Source organism: Streptomyces sp. 1222.5 (assembly GCF_900105245.1).
Lineage (GTDB): Bacteria > Actinomycetota > Actinomycetes > Streptomycetales > Streptomycetaceae > Streptomyces > Streptomyces albidocamelliae.
This window is the reverse complement of record NZ_FNSZ01000001.1, coordinates 6,690,389-6,712,428: the sequence shown is the minus strand read 5'-3', so window position 1 is coordinate 6,712,428 and position 22,040 is coordinate 6,690,389. Positions and strand designations below refer to the sequence as shown.

20 protein-coding genes are annotated in these 22,040 nt (G+C 72.6%); 6 read left to right on the top strand and 14 right to left on the bottom strand.

The features are described 5' to 3' along the window. Nucleotides 1–221 precede the first annotated feature (221 nt). From BLW57_RS30350 to BLW57_RS30330, 5 genes are read right to left on the bottom strand one after another with little or no spacing between them, the layout of a single operon-like run. Nucleotides 222–1,004 carry a DUF1684 domain-containing protein gene (locus BLW57_RS30350; RefSeq protein WP_093478890.1) on the bottom strand — a complete coding sequence of 261 codons (783 nt, stop codon included), beginning with the start codon at nt 1,002–1,004 and terminating at the stop codon, nt 222–224. A gap of 13 nt (nt 1,005–1,017) precedes the next feature. Then, complete coding sequence (locus tag BLW57_RS30345; RefSeq protein ID WP_093480958.1) at nt 1,018–2,112, bottom strand: LLM class flavin-dependent oxidoreductase; 1,095 nt, start codon at nt 2,110–2,112, stop codon at nt 1,018–1,020. 52 nt (nt 2,113–2,164) lie between these two features. Beyond that, the gene (locus BLW57_RS30340; RefSeq protein ID WP_093478889.1) at nt 2,165–2,926 is read right to left on the bottom strand and encodes an amino acid ABC transporter ATP-binding protein; all 762 of its coding nucleotides are present in this window, start codon (nt 2,924–2,926) and stop codon (nt 2,165–2,167) included. 39 nt (nt 2,927–2,965) lie between these two features. Then, nucleotides 2,966–4,726, bottom strand: coding sequence for an FAD/NAD(P)-binding protein (locus tag BLW57_RS30335; protein WP_093478887.1), 1,761 nt, complete (start codon nt 4,724–4,726; stop codon nt 2,966–2,968). Further along, nucleotides 4,723–5,580: an amino acid ABC transporter permease gene (locus BLW57_RS30330; RefSeq protein ID WP_093478886.1), complete on the bottom strand. Its 858-nt coding sequence runs from the start codon at nt 5,578–5,580 to the stop codon at nt 4,723–4,725. Before BLW57_RS30330 ends, BLW57_RS30335 begins: the two co-directional genes overlap by 4 nt. A 418-nt stretch (nt 5,581–5,998) precedes the next feature. On the opposite strand from BLW57_RS30330, the gene BLW57_RS30325 reads away from it, so the two are divergent. Further along, nucleotides 5,999–6,946 (top strand): ABC transporter substrate-binding protein, encoded by a 948-nt coding sequence (locus tag BLW57_RS30325; RefSeq protein WP_176985778.1) that lies wholly within the window; start codon nt 5,999–6,001, stop codon nt 6,944–6,946. Between the two features lie 22 nt (nt 6,947–6,968). Here the strand turns inward: BLW57_RS30325 and BLW57_RS30320 are convergent, their stop codons facing one another. Then, complete coding sequence (locus BLW57_RS30320; protein WP_093478884.1) at nt 6,969–8,144, bottom strand: DUF5685 family protein; 1,176 nt, start codon at nt 8,142–8,144, stop codon at nt 6,969–6,971. Between the two features lie 311 nt (nt 8,145–8,455). On the opposite strand from BLW57_RS30320, the gene BLW57_RS30315 reads away from it, so the two are divergent. After that, nucleotides 8,456–8,893, top strand: coding sequence for a cell division protein SepF (locus BLW57_RS30315; RefSeq protein WP_093478883.1), 438 nt, complete (start codon nt 8,456–8,458; stop codon nt 8,891–8,893). Between the two features lie 38 nt (nt 8,894–8,931). Here the strand turns inward: BLW57_RS30315 and BLW57_RS30310 are convergent, their stop codons facing one another. Both BLW57_RS30310 and BLW57_RS30305 read right to left on the bottom strand, forming a co-directional pair. Next, a complete protein-coding gene (locus tag BLW57_RS30310) occupies nt 8,932–10,122 on the bottom strand; it encodes an acyl-CoA dehydrogenase family protein (RefSeq protein WP_093478881.1) in 1,191 nt (396 codons plus the stop codon). 99 nt (nt 10,123–10,221) lie between these two features. Then, nucleotides 10,222–11,847 (bottom strand): MFS transporter, encoded by a 1,626-nt coding sequence (locus BLW57_RS30305; RefSeq protein WP_093478880.1) that lies wholly within the window; start codon nt 11,845–11,847, stop codon nt 10,222–10,224. 260 nt (nt 11,848–12,107) lie between these two features. On the opposite strand from BLW57_RS30305, the gene BLW57_RS30295 reads away from it, so the two are divergent. Next, entirely contained in the window at nt 12,108–13,475 is a 1,368-nt protein-coding gene (locus tag BLW57_RS30295; protein ID WP_093478877.1) for a mannosyltransferase family protein, read from the top strand. 237 nt (nt 13,476–13,712) lie between these two features. Beyond that, a complete protein-coding gene (locus BLW57_RS30290) occupies nt 13,713–14,735 on the top strand; it encodes a phosphatase PAP2 family protein (RefSeq protein WP_093478875.1) in 1,023 nt (340 codons plus the stop codon). Between the two features lie 110 nt (nt 14,736–14,845). Here BLW57_RS30290 and BLW57_RS30285 read toward each other — a convergent pair whose 3' ends face one another. The 3 genes from BLW57_RS30285 to BLW57_RS30275 all read right to left on the bottom strand — a co-directional run bounded on the left by BLW57_RS30285 (nt 14,846) and on the right by BLW57_RS30275 (nt 17,172). Continuing rightward, a complete protein-coding gene (locus BLW57_RS30285) occupies nt 14,846–15,061 on the bottom strand; it encodes an I78 family peptidase inhibitor (RefSeq protein ID WP_093478874.1) in 216 nt (71 codons plus the stop codon). Nucleotides 15,062–15,385: 324 nt separating this feature from the next. After that, nucleotides 15,386–16,405, bottom strand: a complete 1,020-nt coding sequence (locus tag BLW57_RS30280; RefSeq protein ID WP_093478872.1) for a helix-turn-helix transcriptional regulator — start codon at nt 16,403–16,405, stop codon at nt 15,386–15,388. 74 nt (nt 16,406–16,479) lie between these two features. Continuing rightward, nucleotides 16,480–17,172 (bottom strand): LysM peptidoglycan-binding domain-containing protein, encoded by a 693-nt coding sequence (locus BLW57_RS30275; RefSeq protein WP_093478871.1) that lies wholly within the window; start codon nt 17,170–17,172, stop codon nt 16,480–16,482. A 539-nt stretch (nt 17,173–17,711) separates the two neighbouring features. Between BLW57_RS30275 and BLW57_RS30270 the strand changes: the two genes are divergently transcribed. Together BLW57_RS30270 and BLW57_RS30265 are read left to right on the top strand one after the other, a co-directional pair. After that, nucleotides 17,712–18,503, top strand: coding sequence for a hypothetical protein (locus tag BLW57_RS30270; RefSeq protein ID WP_093478869.1), 792 nt, complete (start codon nt 17,712–17,714; stop codon nt 18,501–18,503). A gap of 76 nt (nt 18,504–18,579) precedes the next feature. Continuing rightward, a complete protein-coding gene (locus tag BLW57_RS30265) occupies nt 18,580–18,987 on the top strand; it encodes a hypothetical protein (RefSeq protein WP_093478868.1) in 408 nt (135 codons plus the stop codon). 70 nt (nt 18,988–19,057) lie between these two features. Here BLW57_RS30265 and der read toward each other — a convergent pair whose 3' ends face one another. The 3 genes from der to cmk form a co-directional block, all read right to left on the bottom strand. After that, nucleotides 19,058–20,536, bottom strand: a complete 1,479-nt coding sequence (gene der / locus BLW57_RS30260; protein ID WP_093478866.1) for a ribosome biogenesis GTPase Der — start codon at nt 20,534–20,536, stop codon at nt 19,058–19,060. Between the two features lie 82 nt (nt 20,537–20,618). Next, on the bottom strand, nt 20,619–21,206 hold the full coding sequence (locus tag BLW57_RS30255) for a lysophospholipid acyltransferase family protein (RefSeq protein WP_371127868.1): 588 nt from the start codon (nt 21,204–21,206) through the stop codon (nt 20,619–20,621). Nucleotides 21,207–21,268: 62 nt separating this feature from the next. Continuing rightward, a complete protein-coding gene (gene cmk / locus BLW57_RS30250) occupies nt 21,269–21,964 on the bottom strand; it encodes a (d)CMP kinase (RefSeq protein ID WP_093478863.1) in 696 nt (231 codons plus the stop codon). Between the last annotated feature and the right edge of the window lie 76 nt (nt 21,965–22,040).

The following is a 22,040-nucleotide window of genomic DNA, read 5'->3' as shown; positions in this document are numbered from 1 at the left end:
CGTTCCCTCCAAGGGAAGTCGGGGGCCCGCGTGGGGTCGGGGCCCGTGAGGCGCAGCCAGGGGCGCGGCTGGTTTCCGAACACGCATGCCCCTGACAAGCGCTGAGGGGGAGTATTCGGCCGAACGGCCGGTCGGCACAAGGGTGCCTTTCGGCCGTTGGACTTTGAACCATCTCGGTGCGCCCGCCCCGGCAAGCGCTTGCCCCCGGCTCCTCCCTGACGTCAGGTCAGCGCGCGCTCCCCCGCGGTCACCGCCAGGTCCAGCGTGTTGCCGGGTGGCGGAAAAGGGCAGATGAAGTGGTCGGCGAAGGCGCACGGCGGGAGTTGGGCCCGGTTGAAGTCGACCGCGGTACGGCCGTCGCCGTCCGGCGCCTCGGGATGGAGGAAGCGGAACCGGAAGCTGGTGTCGCCGCTCGTGGTGTCGGCGAACACCGCCCACAGCCGCCCGTCGCCCTGCCGTGCCACCTGCAGCGTCCGATCCCGCCCGGCGAGGGTGAAGGCGAGTTCGCCGGCGAGTGCGAGCCCGCGTTCCCGGCCGTCCGCGTTGCCGACCCGCACGGTACGGGGGCCGTCGTACGGCGTGTAGCGCCCCGGCACCGACCAGCGGGGATCGTAGGAGGTGGCCTCGATGCCCCGGAAGGCGCGTCGGGCCGCGGATTCGGGGTCGTAGACCCGGACACCCCAGACACCCTCCCGGACCAGGACGAACAACCGTTTCCGGCCGAGCGCGACGCGCGACCCGGCCGCCGGCCCGCCGTCGGCCGTGAGCGGGAGCCCGCCGGTGAAGGGCCGGCCGTCCACGGTGAGGCCGTCGGCTTCGGCGGCGGTGAGCACGACTCCCGCACCGTCCGTGGCCCAGATCCCGGGAATGTCCGGAAGTCGCCCCTCCGGATAGTCCTCGATCCAGTGGGTGGCGGTCAGGGCGAGCGGTCCGTAGGGCGCGGAAACCGTTTCCACCCGCTGCTCGTGCCACCGCTTCCACGCCTCGGGCGCGTCCGTCGTCATGCCGTCTTTCCTCTCATCGGTGTTCGGCCTTCCCCCGCGGGGCCGTCCGGTACGCCGGTGCGGCGAGGCCCAGGTGCTCGCGCAGGGTGCTGCCCGGGTAGAACGTACGGAACAGTCCGCGGTGCTGAAGCAGCGCCACCGTGCCGTTGACCAGCCGCTCGAGATCGCGGCGCGGTTCGGCGGGCAGCAGGTGGAAGCCGTCGGTGACGCCGTCGGCGTGCCAGGAGGCGACCAGTTCCGCGAGGTCGACCGGGCCGCCCCGGTAGAGCGGACCCCGCGCGGTCGGCCGCGGGCCCCCTCCCCCGTGTCCCGGTGCGGCCGCGTACTCGCCGTCCCCGAGATCCACGAACAGGCTCACCAGGACCCGCAGCGTGTCCGGCCGCCGTCCGTGCCCGGCCGCACGCGCGCGCAGTTCGTCGCGTACGGCGACGGCCCGCGCCGGGGTCGCCGCCCGGACCAGGGCCACGTCCGCGTGCCGGGCGGCACCGCTCCAGGTCCGCTCGTCGGTGGCGTCGACCACGCGGACGCAGTCGCCCGGCAGCGGACCCGGCAGCGGCATGGGGCCGCGGTCCTGGAGGGCGGTGGCGGCGGAACCGGCCGGGTGCGCCCGGTCATGGCCGGGGAGCCGGCCGGCCGCCGGGTCCCGCACGACCGCTCCGCCCCCCGGTCTCACCGCCGTGCCGTCCTCCCGCCCCTCCCACGGTCTCGTCGCCGAGCCGGTGTCCTCGCCCGTCCCGTACCGCGGTGTCCCGTCCGGCGCCGCAGGCCGGCCGCCGGACGGCCGAGCCTCCTCCGTGTCGCCGGACACGTCGACGCGCCAGCCGGCCCGCCCCCGGCCGAGCCGGTCCAGGGTGGCCACGGCCGCCCGCACGCGGTACGGCGCCGTGTGGGTGGTCGTGAGCGTCGGGACCAGGCCGATCCGCCGGGTCGCGGGCGCCACCCGGCACAGCACCGCGAGGGCGTCGGTACCGGGTGGGTCCGGGGAGTCCTCCAGCGTGACGAAGTCCAGCCCGCCGCGCTCGGCGAGCCGGGCGAGTTCGACGTAGCTTCCGGCGTCCTGGACGTCCGGCTGGTCGAGGGCGGCGGCGAGGTGCAGCAGACTGCTCATGCCCCGCGCCTCCGCATGCCGTTCCGCGGTGACGGCCACGAGCCGGCCATCCTCACAGCACCTTCGAGAGGAACGCCCGCGTCCGCTCCTCCCGCGGAGCGCCGAGCACCTCCTCCGGTGGGCCCTGTTCGACGATCCTCCCGTCGGCCATGAACACGACCGTGTCGGCGATCTCCCGGGCGAACCCGATCTCGTGCGTGACGACGATCATCGTCGTGCCCCGGTCGGCCAGGTCCCGGATGACGTCGAGGACTTCGCCGACCAGCTCGGGGTCGAGGGCCGAGGTCGGCTCGTCGAACAGCAGCAGCCGGGGTTCCAGCGCGAGGGCCCGCGCGATGGCGACCCGCTGCTGCTGCCCCCCGGACAGCTGCCGTGGATAGGCGCCGGCCTTGTCGGCGAGCCCGACGCGCGCCAGCAGCCGGCGCGCGCTCGCCTCGGCCTCCTTCCGCGGCCGCTTCAGCGCGGACACCGGTGCCTCGACGACGTTGTCGAGGACGGTGAGGTGCGGGAAGAGACGGAAGTTCTGGAAGACGAAACCGATCCGGGTGCGCTGTCGGAGCACCTGGCGCTCGGGGAGTTCGTACAGCTTGTCCCCGGCGCGCCGGTATCCGACGAGGGAGCCGTCCACGTGGATCTCGCCCCGGTCCGCCTTCTCGAGGTGGTTGACGGTGCGCAGCAGCGTGGACTTGCCGGAGCCGGAGGGACCGAGCACGACGGTGACCTCTCCGGCGCGTACCTGGAGGTCGATGCCCCTGAGCACGTCGAGCGAGCCGAAGCTCTTGTGCACCGACCTGATGTCGACCATGACGGTCATCGCATGCGTTTCCTTTACGAGTTCACGGAAGGGGGTGGCTCAGGCTGCGGCGCGTCCGGCCGCCCGGTCCCGCACGAAGGTCAGCACCGCCCGGGCGACGGCGTCGTTCTGCCGGAACGCGGGCCCACCGGTGCGGGGCCGCGTGAAGGCGCCGGGGGTACGGGCGTCGGTGTACGGGCCGAGGGCGAAGCGCCGCGGGTGCGGGCGCCCGGTGCCGTCGAGGATCCGGCAGTCACCGGGGTCGACCCGGAGCAGGCCGTCGGGGGTCTCGGCGGCGCCGTCGGCGTGCAGTTCGCGCAGCAGGCTGTCGCGGGCCCGTCCCACGGTGGGCTCGGGCAGCCGGGCCTCGACCAGCGCGCGGGCCTCGACGCGGAAGTCGGGCACGGTGGGGCTGGTGGCCCGGAACAGCCCGTCCTCGGCGGTGACGGTCATGTCGGCGCCGACGAACCTGAGCAGGCCGGCCCGGGACAGCGCGAGCATCTGCCGCAGCCGGGGCCCGGGCGGCCCGGAGGCCAGGTAGCTGAAGAACCCGTGCCACCGGGTGCCGGTGTTCCCGAGCCGCACGAGCTGCCCGTAGACGGAGAGCAGCCCGAGGAAGACCCCCAGGTCGGCGCTGTACGCCGGATCGTGACGGCGGGCCAGGTCGTCCTCGATGTAGCCGCGCAGCCCTTCCTGGAACGCCTCGTGGGAGGTGTGGCGCACGCCGTCGAGCGGACGGTCGAGCGCGGCGAGGTCGAGCCGGTCGGCCGGGTCCGGTACGGCGGCGGCGATGAGCGCGCCGGCCTCGGCGGGTCCGTCGGCGAGCGCGTACTTCTCCTCGAAGGCGGTCCACGGCATCGCGGTGCGCTCGGGGTGGGCGGTGAACAGCCGGTGGTAGTGGGCGAACCCCAGCTCCTTCTCCACCAGGGGCCACACGTCGCGCCGGAAGTCGAACCCGTCCGGACGGGCCAGCAGCCCGCGCACCTCGGCGGGGCCGAGGAAGCGGGGCAGCGGGGGCCGGTCGCCGGTCCAGTCGTAGCCGATCTTCGCGTGGTACGGCACCCCGCGCCGTGAGCCGACGTACAGCACGGGCTCCCGCCCGGAGGGGAGGTAGGTGTCCCCCTCGTACCGTCCGCCGCGTCCCTCGGTGAGCAGCACCATGAGGTCGACGAAGGCCAGCCCGAAGCCCCGCACCAGCACGGGCTCGCCGGCCCGCAGGACGGACAGGTCGCTGTCGGCGGTGAAGTCGGGCGGCAGGTGCACCAGGCCGTGCGCCCGGGCGTACGCCGCCAGCCCGGCCTGTGACGGGTCCGGTTCGGCGTCCAGATGGCCGACGGCGAGGATCACCAGGTCGGCGTGGAGGGGGCGCGGGCGGTCCTCCAGCCACACCTGCTGGCGGCCCTCGGCCGAGCCGGTGATCCGCAGTGCGCGGCGGGGGTGGTGGTGGACGGTGACGCCGGGCGGCAGCTCGGCGAGTGCCTGTTCGTGGACCCAGCGCAGATAGCGGCCCTGGAGCCGCCGGTCGGCGAAGGTACGGCCGCCCAGCGCGGCCCACTCGTGCAGGGTGGGGCCCTCGCGCACCGGGCCGTCCATCAGCACCGTGTCGTCGGTGAACATGGTGACGTCCTCGGCGTGCGAGTTCATCCACAGCAGCGGCGACTGGGCCTCGCGCCAGATACGCCCGCCGCCCGGCGGGTGCGGGTCGACCAGGTGGATGTCGAGGCCGGTACCGGTGTACAGCTCGGGGGCGTTGGCGGCGAGGCGTTCGAGGATGCCGGTCCCCCGCGGCCCGGCTCCCACGATCACCAGCTGGGGCCTCATCGCGCGTCCCCCGTGCCGCGCGCGTAGTGCTTCTCGACGAAGTACTGGCCGATGCCGAGCAGGGAGGTGACGACGGCGTACCAGAGGGTCGCGACCATCAGCAGCGGGATCACCTGGTAGGTGCGGTGGTAGATCAACTGGGTGGAGAACAGAAGGTCGTTGACGGCGATGACACTGACGATCGAGGTCCCCTTGAGGGTGCCGACGAGCAGGTTGCCGGCCGGCGGCACGATGGCGCGCATGGCCTGCGGGAGCACGATCCGCCACCCGCGCCGCCACCGGCTCAGCCCGAGCGCCTGGGCGGCCTCGATCTGCCCGCGGTCCACGGAGAGGATGCCGCCCCGGACGACCTCGGCGGCATAGGCGGCCTCGTGCAGGGTGAGCCCGATGATCGCGACGGCGACCGGGCTGAGCAGGTCGACCGTCCGCACGCCGAACAGCTTCGGGTACAGCGCCCCGATGTTGAACCAGAGCAGCAGCTGCACCAGGACCGGAATCGACCGGAACAGCCAGACATAGCCCCGGCTCACCGCTCTGAGCACGGGGTTGGCGGACAGCCGGAAGGTGGCGAGCAGGGTGCCGAGGGCGAACCCGAGGACCATCACCACCGCGGTCAGCCACAGCGTGAGCCACAGTCCGCGCAGGACGGAGTCCGAGGCGAAGTGGTCGGCGACGACGTCCCACTGGAACGCCGGGTTGCGCAGGACGGAGGTGACGGCGGCACCGAGCAGGGCGAGCACCAGGACGGCGGCGGCCCACTGCCCGTACCGGCGCTGCGGGACGATCCGGGGCGCGTCCGCGGGCCCGGGTTTCTCCGGTGCGGTGGGGACTTTGGCGAGGGTGTCGGATGACATGCGAAGGCTCCGTGACACGAAGAGTCAGGGGTGGTGCCTTCACACGGGCGCGCCCAGCGGCGCGGGACACGGCCGAGCCCCTCAGCAGGGCCGTGCACCGAGAGTACGCGTCCGTTTCGGTGCGCTGTCAAGGATGTCCATACTGTGAGCCGTACGTCTCAAGCCGGTTGACGGGTCATCGGATGCCTGTTCCACTTGGCCCATGCATCCGCAGCAGTGGCTGGTCACCCGCTCCCACATCGACTTCGGTCGCGTGTGGTCCTCCTCCTGTTGAGCTGACCCCCTGCGCGCCCCCGCCTCGCGGCGGGTGTCTTCGCGTTCTCCCGTGTTCCGCCACGCCTTCACACGCGCACCCCTCCCCTCGCGCTTCCTCCCTCGCGTTGCCTCACATCCTTCTGCTCCAGGAGACCGCTTCCCGATGCGTACGCCGGTTCGTCGCCATTTCCTGCCCTTTTTCGCCATCACGTCGGCCACTCTGCTGCTGACCGCCTGCGGCTCCGGATCCGGCGGTCCGGGCGGCGCGGACGCCTCAGGTGTGGCGGCCGCGTCCGACGACGTGCCCACCGCGGACGTCGTGTCCGCGGAGAAGAAGGACGACGCGGCCGCGGGACTGCTGCCGGCCGGCACCAGGAGCCTCACCGTCGCCGTCAGTGTGGGCGGCACCCCGCCCGGCACCACCTATCTGTCCGACGGCAGGACCCTGACCGGTCAGGACGTCGACGTCACCAAGGCGGTGGCGAACGTCCTCGGCGTCCGCCTGAAGGTGGAGCAGGCGAGTTTCGAGGCGATCCTGCCCGCCCTGGACAGCGGCAAGTACGACTTCGGGGCGAGCAACTTCGGCGTCACGGACGAGCGCCGCCGGACCATCGACTTCGTGACCTACGTCAACGACGGCCAGGGCTTCGCCACCCGCGAGGACAGCAAGCTGAAAAAGATCACCGACCTGAAGCAGCTGTGCGGCCTGAACGTCGCGACCGGCGCCGGCACGACGTTCGAGGCCACCCTGGAGGCCGGCAGGCACGTGTGCACCGACGCGGGCGAGAAGGCGTACGAGGTGCAGACGTACGCCGAGTCCGGCGCGGTCTGGTCCTCGCTCCAGCAGGGCCGCAGCGATGTCGTGATGTCCACGATCAACGGCCTGCGGTACGCCGTCGCCCACCAGCCGGGCCTGAGATTCCTCAACGAGTTCCACCGCCTCGACGTCGGCTTCGCCTTCAAGAAGGGCACCCGGCTGGCCCCGGCCTTCCGGGCGGCGGTGAACAAGCTGATCGCCGACGGCACGTACGACAGGATCCTGAAGAAGTGGGGCACGTCCGGGTCCGCGATCACCACGTCGCGCATCTCCCCGCCGGAGCTGAGGAACTGAGGAACCGAAGGACGGGCGTGCCTCAGACCCCGCAGTCGCAGCACGAGCAGCATTCACAGCACTCGCAGCACTGGCAGGCCTCGCAGCACGAGCAGTCGCAGTCGCAGTTGCCGCACCAGCCCTCGCGCTTCTTGCGGGACCACGGCCCCTCGTACTCGTCGGCGCAGCAGACCTTGCAGGTGCAGCACAGTCCGACGGCGGCCGCGCACCCGGCCCAGAAGCCCCGCTTGTCCGGGCGCGGCGGTTCGCCGCCGAAGGGGGTGCCGTAGGGGTTGCCCGGCGCGGGGGGCGCGTGGTGTCCCGGGGGCGGTCCGAAGGAGGCCTCGGGTCCGTGTCCGCACGCCCCCGTGCCGAACGCCCGGTCGACGGAGCGCCGGAGTTCGTGGACCAGGAGGAGATGGACGAGCTTCCCGTCGCTGAACTCGGCTTCCCGCAGCGCCAGCCGCATGCCGTGCAGGGCGTCGTCGGCGAGCCGGCGCGCCTCGGTCCGGGAGGTGCAGGTCGCGGTGAGCGGGTTCCACGCACCCGACAGCGCGTCGGCACCCTGGTCCTCGACGGCGTCCAGCAGGTGGGCGAGCCGGCCGAAGAGCCGCCCGGCCTCCGCGAGGGGCCGCGCGTTCCCCGGCCGTCCGGCGAGCACCGCGGTGTGCGCGAAGGCGGCGGCGGTCGCGGTCTCGGTCGGCTCGGTGACCGTCAGGATCGGGGTGCCGGGACCGGCGAGCTTCTCGATGCCGAGCTGCCGGTCGACCGCGTCGACGAGGACGCCGGTGTCGAACCCGACCGCGGCTCCGCTGTGCGCGCCCGCGCGGCCCCAGCCCGCGGCGACCCGGCGCGCGGCGGCGGCCACGGGCTTGCGCGCCAGCAGGCCGTCACGGTCGGCGACATGGTCGCGCACCTTCGCCGAGGCGAGCACCAGCGAGACGGCGGCGGCGAGCCGCGCGCCCTCGCCCTGGGCGACGGAGGCCGTGCGCATCCCGCGCAGGGCGCAGGGCCCGGCCGTGCGCCGGGAGCCGGCCGTCGTTTCGGCCTGAGCCTCCGTCAGAACCGATATGAGCAGGCCGTCGTAGTTCGTCACGATGCGTGCGAACTGTCCGTGGTCGCGGCGCAGTGCGAGGCAGAGCCCGCACAAGTGCGCCATCCACTGGGTCTTGAGGTGCTCCCCGAGCCGGTGGGAGCAGGGCCTGATGATTCCGAACACTTCGATCCCCCGTGCCGCGCCACAACGTTGAGCTCGGCATCGTATCGGCCGACTGTCGGGTCGTATCAGGACCCTCGTTCACCCGTACGCCCCGCGCGTCACCCATCCGCCCCTGACAATCATATTTCACTCACAGTCAGCATCCGTATGAGTCTCGGCCCTTGGGGCACAAGGACTCTCGACGGATCCGCTGTGCACCAGTACCGTCACAAACCCCCCGCGCGGCGTCTATCCACTTGGCGCACCGTCCGCATCATGGATGACCATAGGGATGCGGAAAGCAAGAAAGACCGCTGTGAGAGGAGGCGTCCATGGGATCGGTACGCAAGGCGAGTGCGTGGCTCGGCCTCGTCGACGACAACGATGACGAGCGTTACTACGACGACGACTACTCCGAGGGCACCGAGTCCGGGGCCGCCTGGGTCACCGACCCCCGGGTGAAGGTGGCCACGGACACGGCCGAGGACAAGGGCCGCCGGATCGGCACGGTGACCCCGGACAGCTTCCGGGACGCCCGCGCCATCGGCGAGCTGTTCCGGGACGGGGTCCCGGTCATCATGAACCTCACGGCGATGGAGCCCGCCGACGCCAAGCGCGTCGTGGACTTCGCCGCGGGGCTGACCTTCGGCCTGCGGGGCACGATCGAGCGGGTCGCCAACCGGGTCTTCCTGCTGACGCCCTCCAACACGGAGATCATCAGCGGCGAGCCGGCGTCACGCCGCGAGGACGGATTCTTCAACCAGAGCTGAGGCAGGGCCGCCCGTCGGCCCTGCCTCCCCCCGGGGGTTCACCGGAAGGCGTCGAGCCCGGTGAGCGCCTTGCCCAGCACGAGCTGGTGCATCTCGACGGTGCCCTCGTAGGTGAGCACCGACTCGAGGTTGGTCGCGTGCCGCATCACGGGGTATTCGAGGGAGATCCCGTTGGCACCGAGGATCGTCCGCGCCGTCCGGCAGATCTCGATGGCCTCGCGGACGTTGTTGAGCTTGCCGAAGCTGACCTGCTCGGGACGCAGGCGGCCGGCGTCCATCCGCCGCCCCAGATGATGGGCGAGCAGGATTCCCTTGTGCAGTTCGACCGCCATGTCGGCGAGCTTGGCCTGGGTGAGCTGGAAGCCGCCGATGGGCCGCCCGAACTGCTCGCGCGTCTTCGCGTACTCCACGGCCGCCTCGAAGCTGCTGCGCGCGGCGCCCATCGCACCCCAGACGATGCCGTAGCGGGCGTGCGACAGGCAGCTGAGCGGCCCGCGCAGTCCGGTGACCTCCGGCAGCACGGCGGTGGCGGGCAGCCGTACGTCGTCGAGGACGAGTTCGCTGGTGACGGAGGCGCGCAGGGACCACTTGTGCTTGATCTCGGGCGCCGAGAAGCCCGGCCGGTCGGTGGGTACGGCGAAGCCCCGCACGCCCTCCTCGGTCTGCGCCCAGACCACGGCCACGCCGGCGACCGAGCCGTTGGTGATCCACATCTTGCGGCCGTTGAGCACCCAGTCGTCGCCGTCGCGCTTGGCGTACGTGCGCATGGAGGCGGGGTCGGAGCCGTGGTCGGGCTCGGTCAGGCCGAAGCAGCCGATCACCTCGCCGGCCGCCATGCGGGGCAGCCACTCCTGCTTCTGCTCCTCGCTGCCGAACCGGTGGATCGCGTACATGGCGAGCGAGCCCTGCACCGAGACCAGGGAGCGGATGCCCGAGTCGGCGGCCTCCAGCTCCAGGCAGGCCAGCCCGTACTGCACGGCCGACGCGCCCGCGCAGCCGTAGCCGGTAAGGGACATGCCGAGCGCGCCGATGGCGCCGAGCTCCCGCGCGAGCTCGCGGATCTGCGGCAGCTCGCCCTTCTCGTACCAGTCGGCGACGTACGGCAGCACGCGGTCGGCGGCCCAGCTCCGGACGGTGTCCCGGACGGCCAGGTCCTCCGGGTCCAGCAGGTCGTCGATCCCGAGCGGGTCGGCGGCATCGAACGGGGGCAGCTTCGCGGACGCGGACATGGAACACCCTCCGGGACACGGGACTCAGCAAAACTAGCAGCGCTAGTTACGGCTCTCCGGCCGACGTTACGGTGCAGTGTCCCGCACGTCCAGAGGGGATCAGGCGGAGACCCGCGGCTTCGCGGCCGCCCGCTCCGCCCCCCGGGGCGCCGGCAGCCCCACCTCGGCCCCGGCCTGCTCCTCGCCGCACTGCATGGTCCGCGGCAGCCGCAGCGCCATCACCGCGCCCAGCAGCAGCAGACCCGCGCTCACCAGGAGCGTCACGTGGAGTCCGTGCACGAAGGAGTCCCGCGCCGCCCGGCGCAGCGCGGCCCCGGCGGACCCGCCGAGGCGCCCGGCGATCTCGTAGGCCTCGCCGAGCGAGTGGCCCGCCGCGGCCGACGCGTGCCGCGGCACGCCCGGCACCGACCGCAGCCCCGGCGCGTACGCCGCGTTCATCACGCTGCCGAGCAGCGCGATGCCGATGCCGGCGCCCAACTGGTACGACGTCTCGCCGATGGCCGCCGCGCCGCCGGCCTGCTCGGACGGGGCCTCGCTGAGCATCGACTCGTAGGCGCCGAAGAGGGTGGTCTCCAGGCCGAAGCCCAGCAGCACGAAGCCGGCCAGCAGCAGTGCCGTGTCGTCGGTGGCGCCCATCGCCGTCAGGGTCAGCACCGCGGCGGCCGTCAGGCAGAAGCCGAGGCACACCATCCGGCGCGGTCCGAAGCGGCGCAGCATCCGCGCGCCCGCCAGCCCCGCACCCATCGCGGCGACGGTCAGCGGCAGCAGCCGCAGGCCCGTCTGCAGGGGCGAGAGGCCGAGCACCAGTTGCAGGTACTGCGCGGCGATCAGCTCCAGACCGACCAGCGCCAGCATGGCCAGCACGATGCAGCCCACGGAGGTGCTGAACGCGGGCCGGCGGAACATCCGCAGGTCCACCAGCGGATGGGGGCGCCGGCGCTGACGCCGTACGAAGAGAAGGAGGAGGGCCGCGCCGCCCAGCAGGGGCAGCAGGGTGAAGGGGCTCAGCACCGCCTCGCCGCCGCCTACCCGCTTGACCCCGAGGACGGCACCGAAGAGACCGGCCGCCGCCATCAGCGCGCCGGTCACGTCCCAGGGGCCGCGCCCGTCGCCGCGGGACTCGGGCAGCAGGATCCGGCCCACCGGCAGGCTGACCAGCATCAGCGGGATGTTCACCAGGAACACCGCGCCCCACCAGAAGTGCTCCAGCAGGAAGCCGCCGAGCAGCGGCCCGACCGCCGCGCCGACGGCGGCGACCGCGCTCCAGATGCCGATGGCCAGCGCGCGCTCGCGCCGGTCGGGGAAGACCTGCCGGAGGATGGACAGGGTCGCGGGCATGATCATCGCACCGCCGACGCCGAGCAGCGCGCGGGCGAGGATCAGGGCCTCGGCGGTCGGCGCGAAGGCGGCGACGGCGGAGGCGACACCGAAGAGGGAGTAGCCGAGCAGCAGGATCCGTCTGCGGCCGACGCGGTCGCCGAGGGTGCCGAAGAGGATCAGCAGGGAGGCGCACACCAGGGGGTAGACGTCGACGATCCAGAGCAGTTCCACGGCACCGGGTCTGAGGTCCTCGGTGACGGCGGGGACCGCCACGTGCAGCACCGTCGCATCGAGGGCGACGAGCAGCAGGCTCACGCAGAGGACGACGAGGACGACCCAGCGGTTGGCACCGGCCCCGGCCGTCCGACGGCGCGGCCGTACGGCAGCCGTGGTCGTCCCGGACATGTACGTACCTCCCAGATGATCCCTCGCGTGGGGCGGAGCGACGGGGTGGGGACTCCCTGTCGTACGGCCGGAGAGGAGCGGGGTCTCCGACCCGCGCAAACCCACGCAGGTGACTCGTCAGCGTACGCGAGTTCACCGCCCGGTCACGTGGCGGACCTCTCACACGCTCGACGGAACCCGTGTGGCGTACGCCACACCGTCTCCTCTTGACCACGCCCCGGTGAACCGTCCGGTTCCCCCGCCCCTCGATAATCGAGCCCGTGACCGACCTTGAGACGCGCGTGGCACCGGCCCACGCCCCCCTCCTGCGCCGGGCGGCGCCCGCCCTCCTGGGCTATGCGGCGGTCCGTGCCCTGGGGCTGCTCGTGCTGGCGGTGTGGAGCGCCGCGCGCGGCAAGAGCGCGTCCACCTTGCTCACCGCGCGCTGGGACTCGCTCTGGTACACGCGGGTCGCCGAACTGGGGTACGGCTACGAGGTGCGGCTGCCGAACGGCGACGTCCACTCCAACCTCGCGTTCTTCCCGCTGCTTCCGTGGCTGGAGCGGCTGCTGCACGCGGTCGCCCCGCTGTCGTACGCGGACGCGGGCCTCGTCGTCGCCCTGCTCTCCTCGGTGGCCGCCGCGGCCGGGATCTTCGCCGTCGCCGACCTGGTGCACGGGCGGCGGGCCGGGGTCTGCGCGGTGCTGCTGTGGGCGGTGCTGCCGGTCGGGATCGTGCAGTCGATGGCGTACAGCGAGTCCCTGTTCACGGCGCTGGCGGCCTGGTCGCTGTACGCGCTGCTGACCGGGCGTTGGGTCGGCGCGGGTCTGCTGGCGGCGTTCGCCGGGCTGACCCGGCCGGTGGGCGTGGCGGTGGTCGCGGCGGTGTGGGTCGCGGGGGTGCTCTCCTTCGTGCGAGACCGAAGCACGGGCGACTCGCACGGCGCGCGCGACGCCGAACACGCCTCGGCGCAGGAGCGGAGCGCACGCGCGGGGCGCGATCAGATAATGGACGGCGCGCAGGGAACGCCACACGCCCCCGACGCAAATGCCGCCCCTTCGCCCACTTCCGACTCAAGCGCCGCAAACACCCCAGCTGTCACACGAGCCCCCTCGCCCGCCCCCGGCGTACAGACCGCTCCGCACTCCTCCCCCACGCGCCGCGCGCTGGGCATGGCGCTCGCCCCGCTCGGTGCCGCGGGTTACGTCCTCTGGGTGGGCCGGCACACCGGCCGGGGCCCGCTCGGATACCTGGACGTCCAGGCCGGATGGCGCAACGGGTTCGACGGCGGGTACGCGTTCGCCCGATTCGTGGCCGACAAGTTCACGTCATTTCCGTCCGCCCTCGCCGGCACCGGCCTGATCATCGGTGTGGCCCTGCTGATCTGGCTGTACGTCAACGGTGTCCGCGCGCGTCAGCCCGTCGAACTCCTGGTGTACACCGGTGTCGTGCTCGCGCTCGCCCTGTGCGCGTCCAGTTACTTCGGCTCCAAGCCCCGGCTGCTGCTGCCGGCCTTCCCGGTGCTGCTGCCGCTCGCCTGCGCCCTGGCCCGGCTCCGCACCTCCCGATCGACGCTGGTCACGGCGGGGTTGGCGGTCGCTTCGGCGGCCTACGGGGCGTTCTGGCTGAACGGCTCCGGCCCGCCGTGATCCAATCCGCCGGACGATGACGTCCCGGAGAATTCCGCCCCAGGTCCGGGTTAACGCATTCATAAGCGCCATATAAACAACACCCGGCATGATCAAAGGAATTGAAGGGAGCGGCCCCACGGGATTGCGGAATCCCGTGAATTCGGGCCGCCCTTGAGAGGTTTCCCACATCACATCGTCATCACAAAGCCCCTGTTTCGACCGGGAACACAGCTCACTCGCTGTAACGTCGATTGGGTGCGTACCGAACGAAACCTCACCCGGCGTCTGGACCGGGTGTTCGCCAGACTGGACCGTGAGCCGGAACGACCGGCCCACATCGATGTGCCGAGGATGAGCCGGCACCGGGTCGTTCTGTTCACCGCGACCCTGGCTTTCTACCTCGCGATCGTGTGGGCCGTCGTGATCAGCTCGTGGCTGGTCCGGCTGGACTGGCAGGTCATGTTCTTCCGGCCCTACCAGCAGTGGCCGCAGATCCACGCGTTCCTCGACTACTACGTGGTGCTCGGCCAGCGCGGCCCCACCGCCGTGATGGTCGCGGCCTGGCTCGGCTGGCGCTCCTGGCGGCAGCACACCCTCCGCCCGCTGCTGACCCTGGCCGCCTCACTGCTGCTGCTGAACATCACGGTCGGCGCCGCCAAGCTCGGCATGGGGCGGCTCGGTCCGCACTACGCGACCACCATCGGCTCGAACGAGATGGGCCTGGGCGGCGATATATTTCCCAGCGGCCACACCGCCAACGCGGTGGTGACCTGGGGCATCCTGGCGTATCTGGCCTCCAGCCCCCGAGCTAGGCGCTGGCTGTCCGCACTGTCGGCGGTCACGTCGCTCGGCGTCGGCCTCACCACCGTCTACCTCGGTACGCACTGGCTGAGCGACGTCCTGCTGGGCTGGGCCGCCGGCCTGCTGATCCTGCTCGCCCTGCCCTGGTGCGAGCCGCTGATCACCAAGGCCGAGACCGCCCTCTTCGACCTGCGCGACCGTTGGCGCGCCCGTCGCAGCCGGCCCGCCACCGAACCGCTCGTCCCGGTCACGCCGGTGCCGCTCACACCGCGCGGCGCGCCGGCCGACAACCCGTCGGTGCGCGAGCCCGTCTCCTCGACGCGCGCCTCCCGCGGCCCGGTGCACCTGGCCCCGGGACCGCACACGGCCCGTTCGGAGCGCACCCCGGTCACCCCGGTGGGCAGCCGCCGGCCGCCGCACGCCGACCGCCACCCGCGCGGTACGTCCCAGCCGGCCCGCCCCCTGACGGGAGGCTGACGGCACACAGGCGGCGGGTCCGGTACGCACGACCAGCCCGCGCCACGGCGAAGGCCCCGCCCCCTCCCGGGGGCGGGGCCTTCGCCGTACACACGTAGCGGGGGCCGGAGTCAGCCCTTCCAGGCGCGGGCCACCAGACCGTCCCTGACCTCGAAGTTCAGCCGCCCGGCCCGGTACTCCATGGTGATGATCGCGCCCGGCGGCAACGACCGTACCGTCGACCACCCCCGCTGCCGAGCGAGCCGCTCGGCGGCCGGGGCGTCGAGGCCGACGTACCCGTCGGGGCTGTCCTGGGGCTCCGCCGGCGGAGTGGGAATCGGTGCCATGCCGCCAGGCTAGTCGGCACGCCCGAGTAGGAGAAGCGTCCCCACTCCGTCACGCTTCTGTCACAGCACCGGGGGCCGGTTCTACTCGAACTCCGTCACACGTACGGGGGTTTCCGTACCGCTTACCGGGGTAATCGAACAGAATTCACGCGTGTCGCGAGGCCGCTCCGAAATTCCTGACCGGAAAGCGCCTCCGCGCGCATCACGGAGGCCGCGGGCACGATTGTCCCGACAATCCGCGGGCGCGTCACCGCAGCTGACGCGGCATAGGAATTTCACCGTTTCCGCACACGAGCGCGGTACGCCCCCACCGACGCCCCCGGGCTACGGCGCCGGCGTTCGCCCCCGACCACCCGGAGGGCGCGGCCCGGGTTCCGTGACCCGGGCCAGCGCCTCGTCGAGCCGGTCGCGAATCCTCCTGACCGCGTCCGTCAGCTCGGCGGGCTCCAGCACCTCGAACGGCAGGCCCAGCATCATGATGTGGACGACCATCACGTCCAGGCTCGCGGCACCGCTGCGCAGGAGGCACGCCTCCTCCCCGTCGGGCTCCAGCGTCCCCGCGGACGGCGAGACCCGCTCGGCGGCCTCGTGCAGCGGCACCAGCAGCCGGACCGTGGAGTGCGTGGCGTACGCGCCCGTGGAGACGCCCCTGGACACATAGGCGGCGAGGTCCTCGGCGGGCGGTTCGCGCGGGGGGAAGCGCGGCCCGTGCGGCGGCCTGGTGGTGATGCGGTCGACGCGGAAGGTCCGCCAGTCCGCCCGGTCGACGTCCCAGGCGACCAGGTACCAGCGCCGCTCGGTGCACACCAGCCGGTGCGGTTCGACGGTACGGCGGCTCGCGGTGCCCTCGTGGCTCTCGTAGTCGAAGCGCAACCGCTCGGCGTCCCGGCACAGATGGGCGAGTTCGGTGAGCAGGCCCGGGTCGACCGGGGAGAGCGGCGGGCCGCCGCGCAGCATCGGCACCGTGAAGGCGTTCAGGGCGCTCACCCGGCGGCGCAGCCGGTTCGGCAGCACCTGCTCCAGCTTGGCGAGGGCGCGTACGGAGGTCTCGCCGATGCCCTCGATGCCCTGTCCCGCGGCGGTGCGCAGACCCACGGCCACGGCGACGGCCTCGTCGTCGTCCAGCAGCAGCGGCGGCAGTTCGGCGCCCGCGCCGAGCTGGTAGCCGCCGCCGGTGCCCGGGCTGGCGTTGACCGGGTAGCCCAGCTCGCGCAGCCGGTCCACGTCCCGGCGGACGGTGCGCGGGGTGACGCCCAGCCGTTCGGCGAGTTCGGGTCCGGACCACTCGCGGTGGGCCTGGAGCAGGGAGAGCAGACGCAGCAGCCGTGCCGAGGTCTCCAACATGGGGCCGAGTCTGCCAGCGGACGCGGACAGCCGCTGTCCTCGTCGGAACAGCGGCTGCCAGGGCCCGCGTGTGCTCAGAGGTCCAGGCGCTGGCCGGGCACGATCAGGTTCGGATCCCCGCCGATGACGGCCTTGTTGGCGGCGTAGATCCGCTGCCAGGTGGTGCCGTGGGTGGCCGCGATGGTGCTCAGGGTGTCGCCCTGGCGGACGATGTGGTCGCCGCGGGACGCGCTGCGGCCCGTCTGCGCCGCCGGACGGTCCTGCGTCTTGGCCGGGGCGGACTTCGCGGGGGCCGACCTCGCCGGGGCGGACTTCGTCGTCACGCCCTTCGAGGCGGTTCCGCCCGCGGACCCGGTGGAGGCCGCCGCCGGTGCCGCGCCGGATGCTCCCGCCCGGGCCGAGCAGACCGGCCAGGCGCCCCAGCCCTGGGCCTGCTGGACCTTGGTGGCGACGGCGATCTGGGCGCTCCTGGAGGCCTGGTCGGCCGTCGGGGCGTAGGCGGAGCCGCCGTACGCGCGCCAGGTGCCGGCGGAGAACTGCAGCCCGCCGTAGTAGCCGTTACCGGTGTTGATGTGCCAGTTGCCGCCGCTCTCGCACTGGGCGATGCGGTCCCACACTCCGTTGTCCGCCGCTGCGGCGTTGCCGGTCGCGGCCAGCAGGCCCAGCGGGGCCAGCAGGGCGGCTCCGGCGAGCGCGGCCGTCGTACGGCCCTTGCGGGCGCTGTCGTCACGGGCGGTGCTGCGGGTGGTATCGGCACACTCGGACATGTATTTCCCTCTCCACGAACCCGGGCTCCCCCGGGCGGAGCGCGTCTTCCCGCGGATCACCGCGGTCCCCCGCGCCCGCCCCGTCCGCGCCCCCGGTGCCGGCGATCGTGCTCTGCCGGTGCCGGGTGGCGGACGAACCCGAGCGGTGCTCGTTGCACACGGCGGAGGAATGTAGGGAGGTCGAGCGGCCGGAATCAACCAACTCCCCGTCGTGCGAGGCCAGTTGCCGGTTACCGCGAGTATCGGCGATTTTCGGCCACCCAGTTCGTCCGTGGATTTCGTGATTTGTCGACCAACTGTTCAGGCGATCTGTGACCCACTTCACCCGTTCAAGTTCCTTGACGTGGCGCCTAGTTGACGGTGAGTGACCGGTTCCGCACAAAAGGTGACCCACTGCGGTGGAAGGTGCGAACCGGTTTCCCGCGGGGCGTGACCCCCACCACAGGACGTCCGTTGTCTTCTTCATGAGCCCGGAACCCCGGGGCTCATCGGCCGGGAGCCACCCGGCCGACCCAGCACCGCATCCGAGGGAGCCACCCGTGCCGCGCATGCTCGACGTCAGTGACGCCGTACGCGCCGAGATCGGCGACGAAGAAGCCGACCGGCTGCTCGCCGGAGAGAACGCCCCGGGCAGTTACGACTGCACGTCCTGTCGCACCCCGGGCGACTCCGAGCAGGAGCGCACCAGCACCGTCCTGTTCATCGGCGACGAGACCGCCGTTCTCGCCTTCGCCCACGCGGGCTGTCTGCCCTCGCAGGTGGTCCAGGTCACCGAGGAGCAGCTGCAGGGCGCCGTCCGTTCGATCGGCGGCTCCGGTGCCGACTTCGCCGGCGCCGAGCCGCACAGCGCCGCGCCCCAGCAGGCGGTGCTGGGTGTGACCAGCGGACTCGTCCTGCTCGACGGCGACTTGCACCCCGCGCTCGTGGTGGAGCCGACCTCGCCGATCGTGCGCCCGGGCAGCACCGGCGCGGGTGACGACTTCCTCGCGCTCCTCATCGAGCAGGGCTTCATGCCGGTGACCGCGCTGGCCTCGGTGCCGCCGGTGCTGCACGGCTGGTCGTGCCTGCTCGCCGTGGGCCAGCTGCACGCGGTGCTCCAGCCCGGCCCGAACGGGGGTCAGCCGGTGGCCTGGTGGCAGGCGCACCAGCCGCTCCAGGTGACCGACAGCTGGCGGGCGGCGGCGAACAAGCACCAGCAGGTGCTCATGTTCGCGGCGCCGGTGGGCTCGATCGGTCGGCAGCCGCGGGAGGATCTGCTGCGGGACGCGCTGGACAAGGCCGCCGTGAACGGGAAGCTGGTCGCCGCGGCGCTGCCGCTCGCCGGCACCTGAGTCCGGCGCCGCCCCGCGCCCCCGAAGGCGGGCCGGACAACCGCATCCCTTTGCGGGCGCCGTCGTTTGGACATACGTGCACGCATACGACACCCCCCTTCCTCCTCGCCGGTCCTCCTTCGCCTCCGTCCCGTCCGCCCGGGCGGCGCGGGAGGGCGTCGGCGGGCCGTCGGCCACGCCGATCTACGACTCGCTCTACGCGGAGTGGGTCAAGGCCTTCCGTACGCTGCCGGGCGACCGCAGCGGCGAGGAGGAGTTCAGGTTCAGCGCCTTCGGGGACATCCCGGACGGTGTCGGGTCGTTCGGCGGCCACCGGGCGGGGTCGTTCAGCAGCTCCTACAGCGCCTACAGCGCCGGGGCGTACAGCGCCCGGCAGCAGTCGCAGTGGCAGCGCGTCGGCACCCTCGGGCGGCAGCAGGACACCGGGATGCACTACGTCCCGGCGGGCCTGCCGCTGCCGCCCGGGCCGCGCCGCGGCGCGTGACGGACGTGAAGGGCGGCCCCCGGTGCTCCGGGGGCCGCCCTTCACGTCCGTACGGCCGCTGCCGTGCGGACTACTTCTTCTTGCCGCGCTTCTCGCGCACCCGGACCGAGATATGGATCGGGGTGCCTTCGAAGCCGAACTCCTCGCGCAGCCGGCGCTCGATGAAGCGCCGGTAGCCCGCCTCGATGAAGCCGGAGGCGAAGAGCACGAACCGCGGGGGCTTGGTGCCGGCCTGCGTGCCGAACAGGATGCGGGGCTGCTTGCCGCCCCGGACCGGGTGCGGGTGGGCGGAGACGAGCTCGCCGAGGAAGGCGTTGAGGCGGCCGGTGGGCACGCGGGTCTCCCAGCCGGCGAGCGCGGCCTCGATCGCCGGGACCAGCTTCTCCATGTGGCGGCCGGTGCGGGCCGACACGTTCACGCGCGGGGCCCAGGCGACCTGGCCCAGCTCGGTCTCGATCTCCCGCTCCAGGTAGTAGCGGCGCTCCTCGTCGAGGGTGTCCCACTTGTTGAAGGCGAGCACCACGGCACGGCCGGCCTCGACGGCCATGGTGACGATGCGCTGGTCCTGCACCGAGATGTTCTCGGAGGCGTCCAGCAGAATGACGGCGACCTCGGCCTTCTCCACGGCGGCGGCCGTGCGCAGGGAGGCGTAGTAGTCGGCGCCCTGCTGGAGGTGGACGCGCTTGCGGATACCGGCGGTGTCGACGAACTTCCAGGTGGTGCCGCCGAGTTCGATCAGCTCGTCGACCGGGTCGCGAGTGGTGCCCGCCAGCTCGTTGACGACGACCCGCTCCTCGCCGGCGACCTTGTTCAGCAGCGAGGACTTGCCGACGTTCGGGCGGCCGATCAGAGCGATGCGGCGCGGACCGCCGACGGCCGTGCCGAAGGTCTGCGCCGGGGCCTCCGGCAGCGCCTCCAGGACGGCGTCCAGCATGTCGCCGGTGCCGCGGCCGTGCAGGGCGGAGACCGGGTGCGGCTCGCCGAGGCCGAGGGACCACAGGTAGGCCGCGTCCGACTCGCCGCTCAGGCCGTCGACCTTGTTGGCGCACAGCACGACCGGCTTGCCGGCCTTGCGCAGCAGCCGTACGACGGCCTCGTCGGTGTCGGTCGCGCCGACCTTGGCGTCCACGACGAAGACGACGGCGTCGGAGGCCTCGATCGCGTACTCGGCCTGCGCGGCCACGGAGGCGTCGATGCCGAGGACGTCCTGCTCCCAGCCGCCGGTGTCGACGACCTTGAAGCGGCGGCCGGACCACTCGGCCTCGTAGGTGACGCGGTCGCGGGTGACGCCCGGCTTGTCCTCGACGACCGCCTCGCGGCGGCCGATGATCCGGTTCACCAGGGTCGACTTGCCGACATTGGGGCGGCCGACGACGGCGAGCACGGGCAGCGGGCCGTGGCCCGCCGCCTCGATGGCGCCCTCGACGTCCTCGATGTCGAAGCCCTCTTCCGCGGCGAGCTCCATGAACTCCGCGTACTCGGCGTCGCCGAGCGCCCCGTGGTCGTACTCGTGCTCAGCCGAGCCGCCGGGCTGGTTCTGGTCGTTCATGAAGTCCGTACCTCGTTGTTCATTCGTGGTGGTCGGTGGATCGACCGGTTTTCTCCCGGCTGATCCACTACTCAAGTGTCGCCTAGCGGCCGGTCAGGCGCCTGGCGTTTTCCAGGTGCGCGGTGAGCTGCTTCTGGATGCGCTCGGTCGCCTCGTCCAGGGCCTTGCGCGTGCGCCGCCCGCTGCCGTCGCCCGCCTCGAAGGGGTCGCCGAAGACGACGTCGACGCGGGACCGCAGGGGCGGGAGCCCCTTGATCAGCCGTCCGCGCCTGTCGGAGCTTCCCAGTACGGCGATGGGCACGACCGGCGCCCCACTGCGGACCGCGAAGTACGCGAGCCCGGCGCGCAGGGAGGCGAAGTCGCCCGTGCCGCGGGTGCCCTCCGGGAAGATGCCCAGGACTCCCCCGGCCTCCAGCACGCCGAGGGCCCGGCCGATGGCGGTGCGGTCGGCGGAGGCGCGGTCGACCTTCACCTGGCCGATCCCGGTCAGGAAGGGGTTCAGCGGGCCGACGAACGCCTCCTTCTTGATCAGGAAGTGCGTCGGCCGGGGCGCCACGCCCATGACCATCGGGCCGTCGACGTAGTGCGAGTGGTTCACCGCGAAGATCACCGGGCCGGTCGCGGGCACCTTCCAGGCGCCGAGCACCCGGGGCTTCCACAGCCCGTACATCAGGCCGACGCCGATGCGCCGCCCGACCTCGGCGCCCCGCTCCGAGGGGAGGGACGGCTCGGTCACTTTCCGGCCCGCTTCTCCTCGACCAGGGTGACGACGCACTCGATGACCTGGGCGAGGGTGAGCTCGGTGGTGTCCACCTCGACGGCGTCGCCGGCCTTGGCGAGCGGCGAGGTCTTGCGGCTGGAGTCGGCCGCGTCCCGCTTGATCAGGGCCTCCCGGGTGGCCTGGACGTCGGCGCCCTTGAGCTCGCCGCTGCGCCGGGCCGCGCGGGCCTCCGCCGAGGCGGTGAGGAAGATCTTCAGGTCGGCGTCCGGCAGGACGGTCGTACCGATGTCCCGGCCCTCGACCACTATGCCCTTGTCCGCGCCGGTGGCGAGGGTGCGCTGGAGCTCGGTGATCCGGGCGCGCACCTCGGGCACCGCGCTGACCGCGCTCACCCGGGAGGTGACCTCCTGGGTGCGGATCGGGCCGGCCACGTCGACGCCGTCGACCGTGATGGTCGGGGCGGACGGGTCGGTGCCGGAGATGATCTCGGGCTTGCCGGCCACGTCGGCGATGGCGGCCGGGTCCGCCAGGTCGATGCCGTTGTTCACCATCCACCAGGTGATGGCGCGGTACTGGGCGCCGGTGTCCAGGTAGCTCAGGCCGAGCTGGGCGGCGACGGCCTTCGACGTGCTCGACTTGCCCGTGCCGGAGGGGCCGTCGATCGCGACGATCACGGGCTTGGCGGTCGGGGCGGCGCCGTTTTCCACGGGAGGGCACCTTCCTGGTGAAGGGTGGTGGGCGGGTGGGGACGCGAGGGCGCCCCGCACAAGGTTACTGGCTCGC

Excerpts from the sequence above, each read along its gene's own strand:
- BLW57_RS30315 (WP_093478883.1), top strand. The coding sequence starts at position 8,456 with ATGGGATCGGTACGCAAGGCGAGTGCGTGGCTCGGCCTCGTCGACGAC.
- BLW57_RS30330 (WP_093478886.1), bottom strand. The coding sequence starts at position 5,580 with ATGTCATCCGACACCCTCGCCAAAGTCCCCACCGCACCGGAGAAACCC.
- BLW57_RS30325 (WP_176985778.1), top strand. The coding sequence starts at position 5,999 with ATGCGTACGCCGGTTCGTCGCCATTTCCTGCCCTTTTTCGCCATCACG.
- BLW57_RS30305 (WP_093478880.1), bottom strand. The coding sequence starts at position 11,847 with ATGTCCGGGACGACCACGGCTGCCGTACGGCCGCGCCGTCGGACGGCC.
- BLW57_RS30345 (WP_093480958.1), bottom strand. The coding sequence starts at position 2,112 with ATGAGCAGTCTGCTGCACCTCGCCGCCGCCCTCGACCAGCCGGACGTC.
- BLW57_RS30255 (WP_371127868.1), bottom strand. The coding sequence starts at position 21,206 with ATGTACGGGCTGTGGAAGCCCCGGGTGCTCGGCGCCTGGAAGGTGCCC.
- BLW57_RS30350 (WP_093478890.1), bottom strand. The coding sequence starts at position 1,004 with ATGACGACGGACGCGCCCGAGGCGTGGAAGCGGTGGCACGAGCAGCGG.
- BLW57_RS30275 (WP_093478871.1), bottom strand. The coding sequence starts at position 17,172 with ATGTCCGAGTGTGCCGATACCACCCGCAGCACCGCCCGTGACGACAGC.
- BLW57_RS30280 (WP_093478872.1), bottom strand. The coding sequence starts at position 16,405 with ATGTTGGAGACCTCGGCACGGCTGCTGCGTCTGCTCTCCCTGCTCCAG.
- BLW57_RS30335 (WP_093478887.1), bottom strand. The coding sequence starts at position 4,726 with ATGAGGCCCCAGCTGGTGATCGTGGGAGCCGGGCCGCGGGGGACCGGC.
- BLW57_RS30310 (WP_093478881.1), bottom strand. The coding sequence starts at position 10,122 with ATGTCCGCGTCCGCGAAGCTGCCCCCGTTCGATGCCGCCGACCCGCTC.
- BLW57_RS30340 (WP_093478889.1), bottom strand. The coding sequence starts at position 2,926 with ATGACCGTCATGGTCGACATCAGGTCGGTGCACAAGAGCTTCGGCTCG.
- BLW57_RS30285 (WP_093478874.1), bottom strand. The coding sequence starts at position 15,061 with ATGGCACCGATTCCCACTCCGCCGGCGGAGCCCCAGGACAGCCCCGAC.
- der (WP_093478866.1), bottom strand. The coding sequence starts at position 20,536 with ATGAACGACCAGAACCAGCCCGGCGGCTCGGCTGAGCACGAGTACGAC.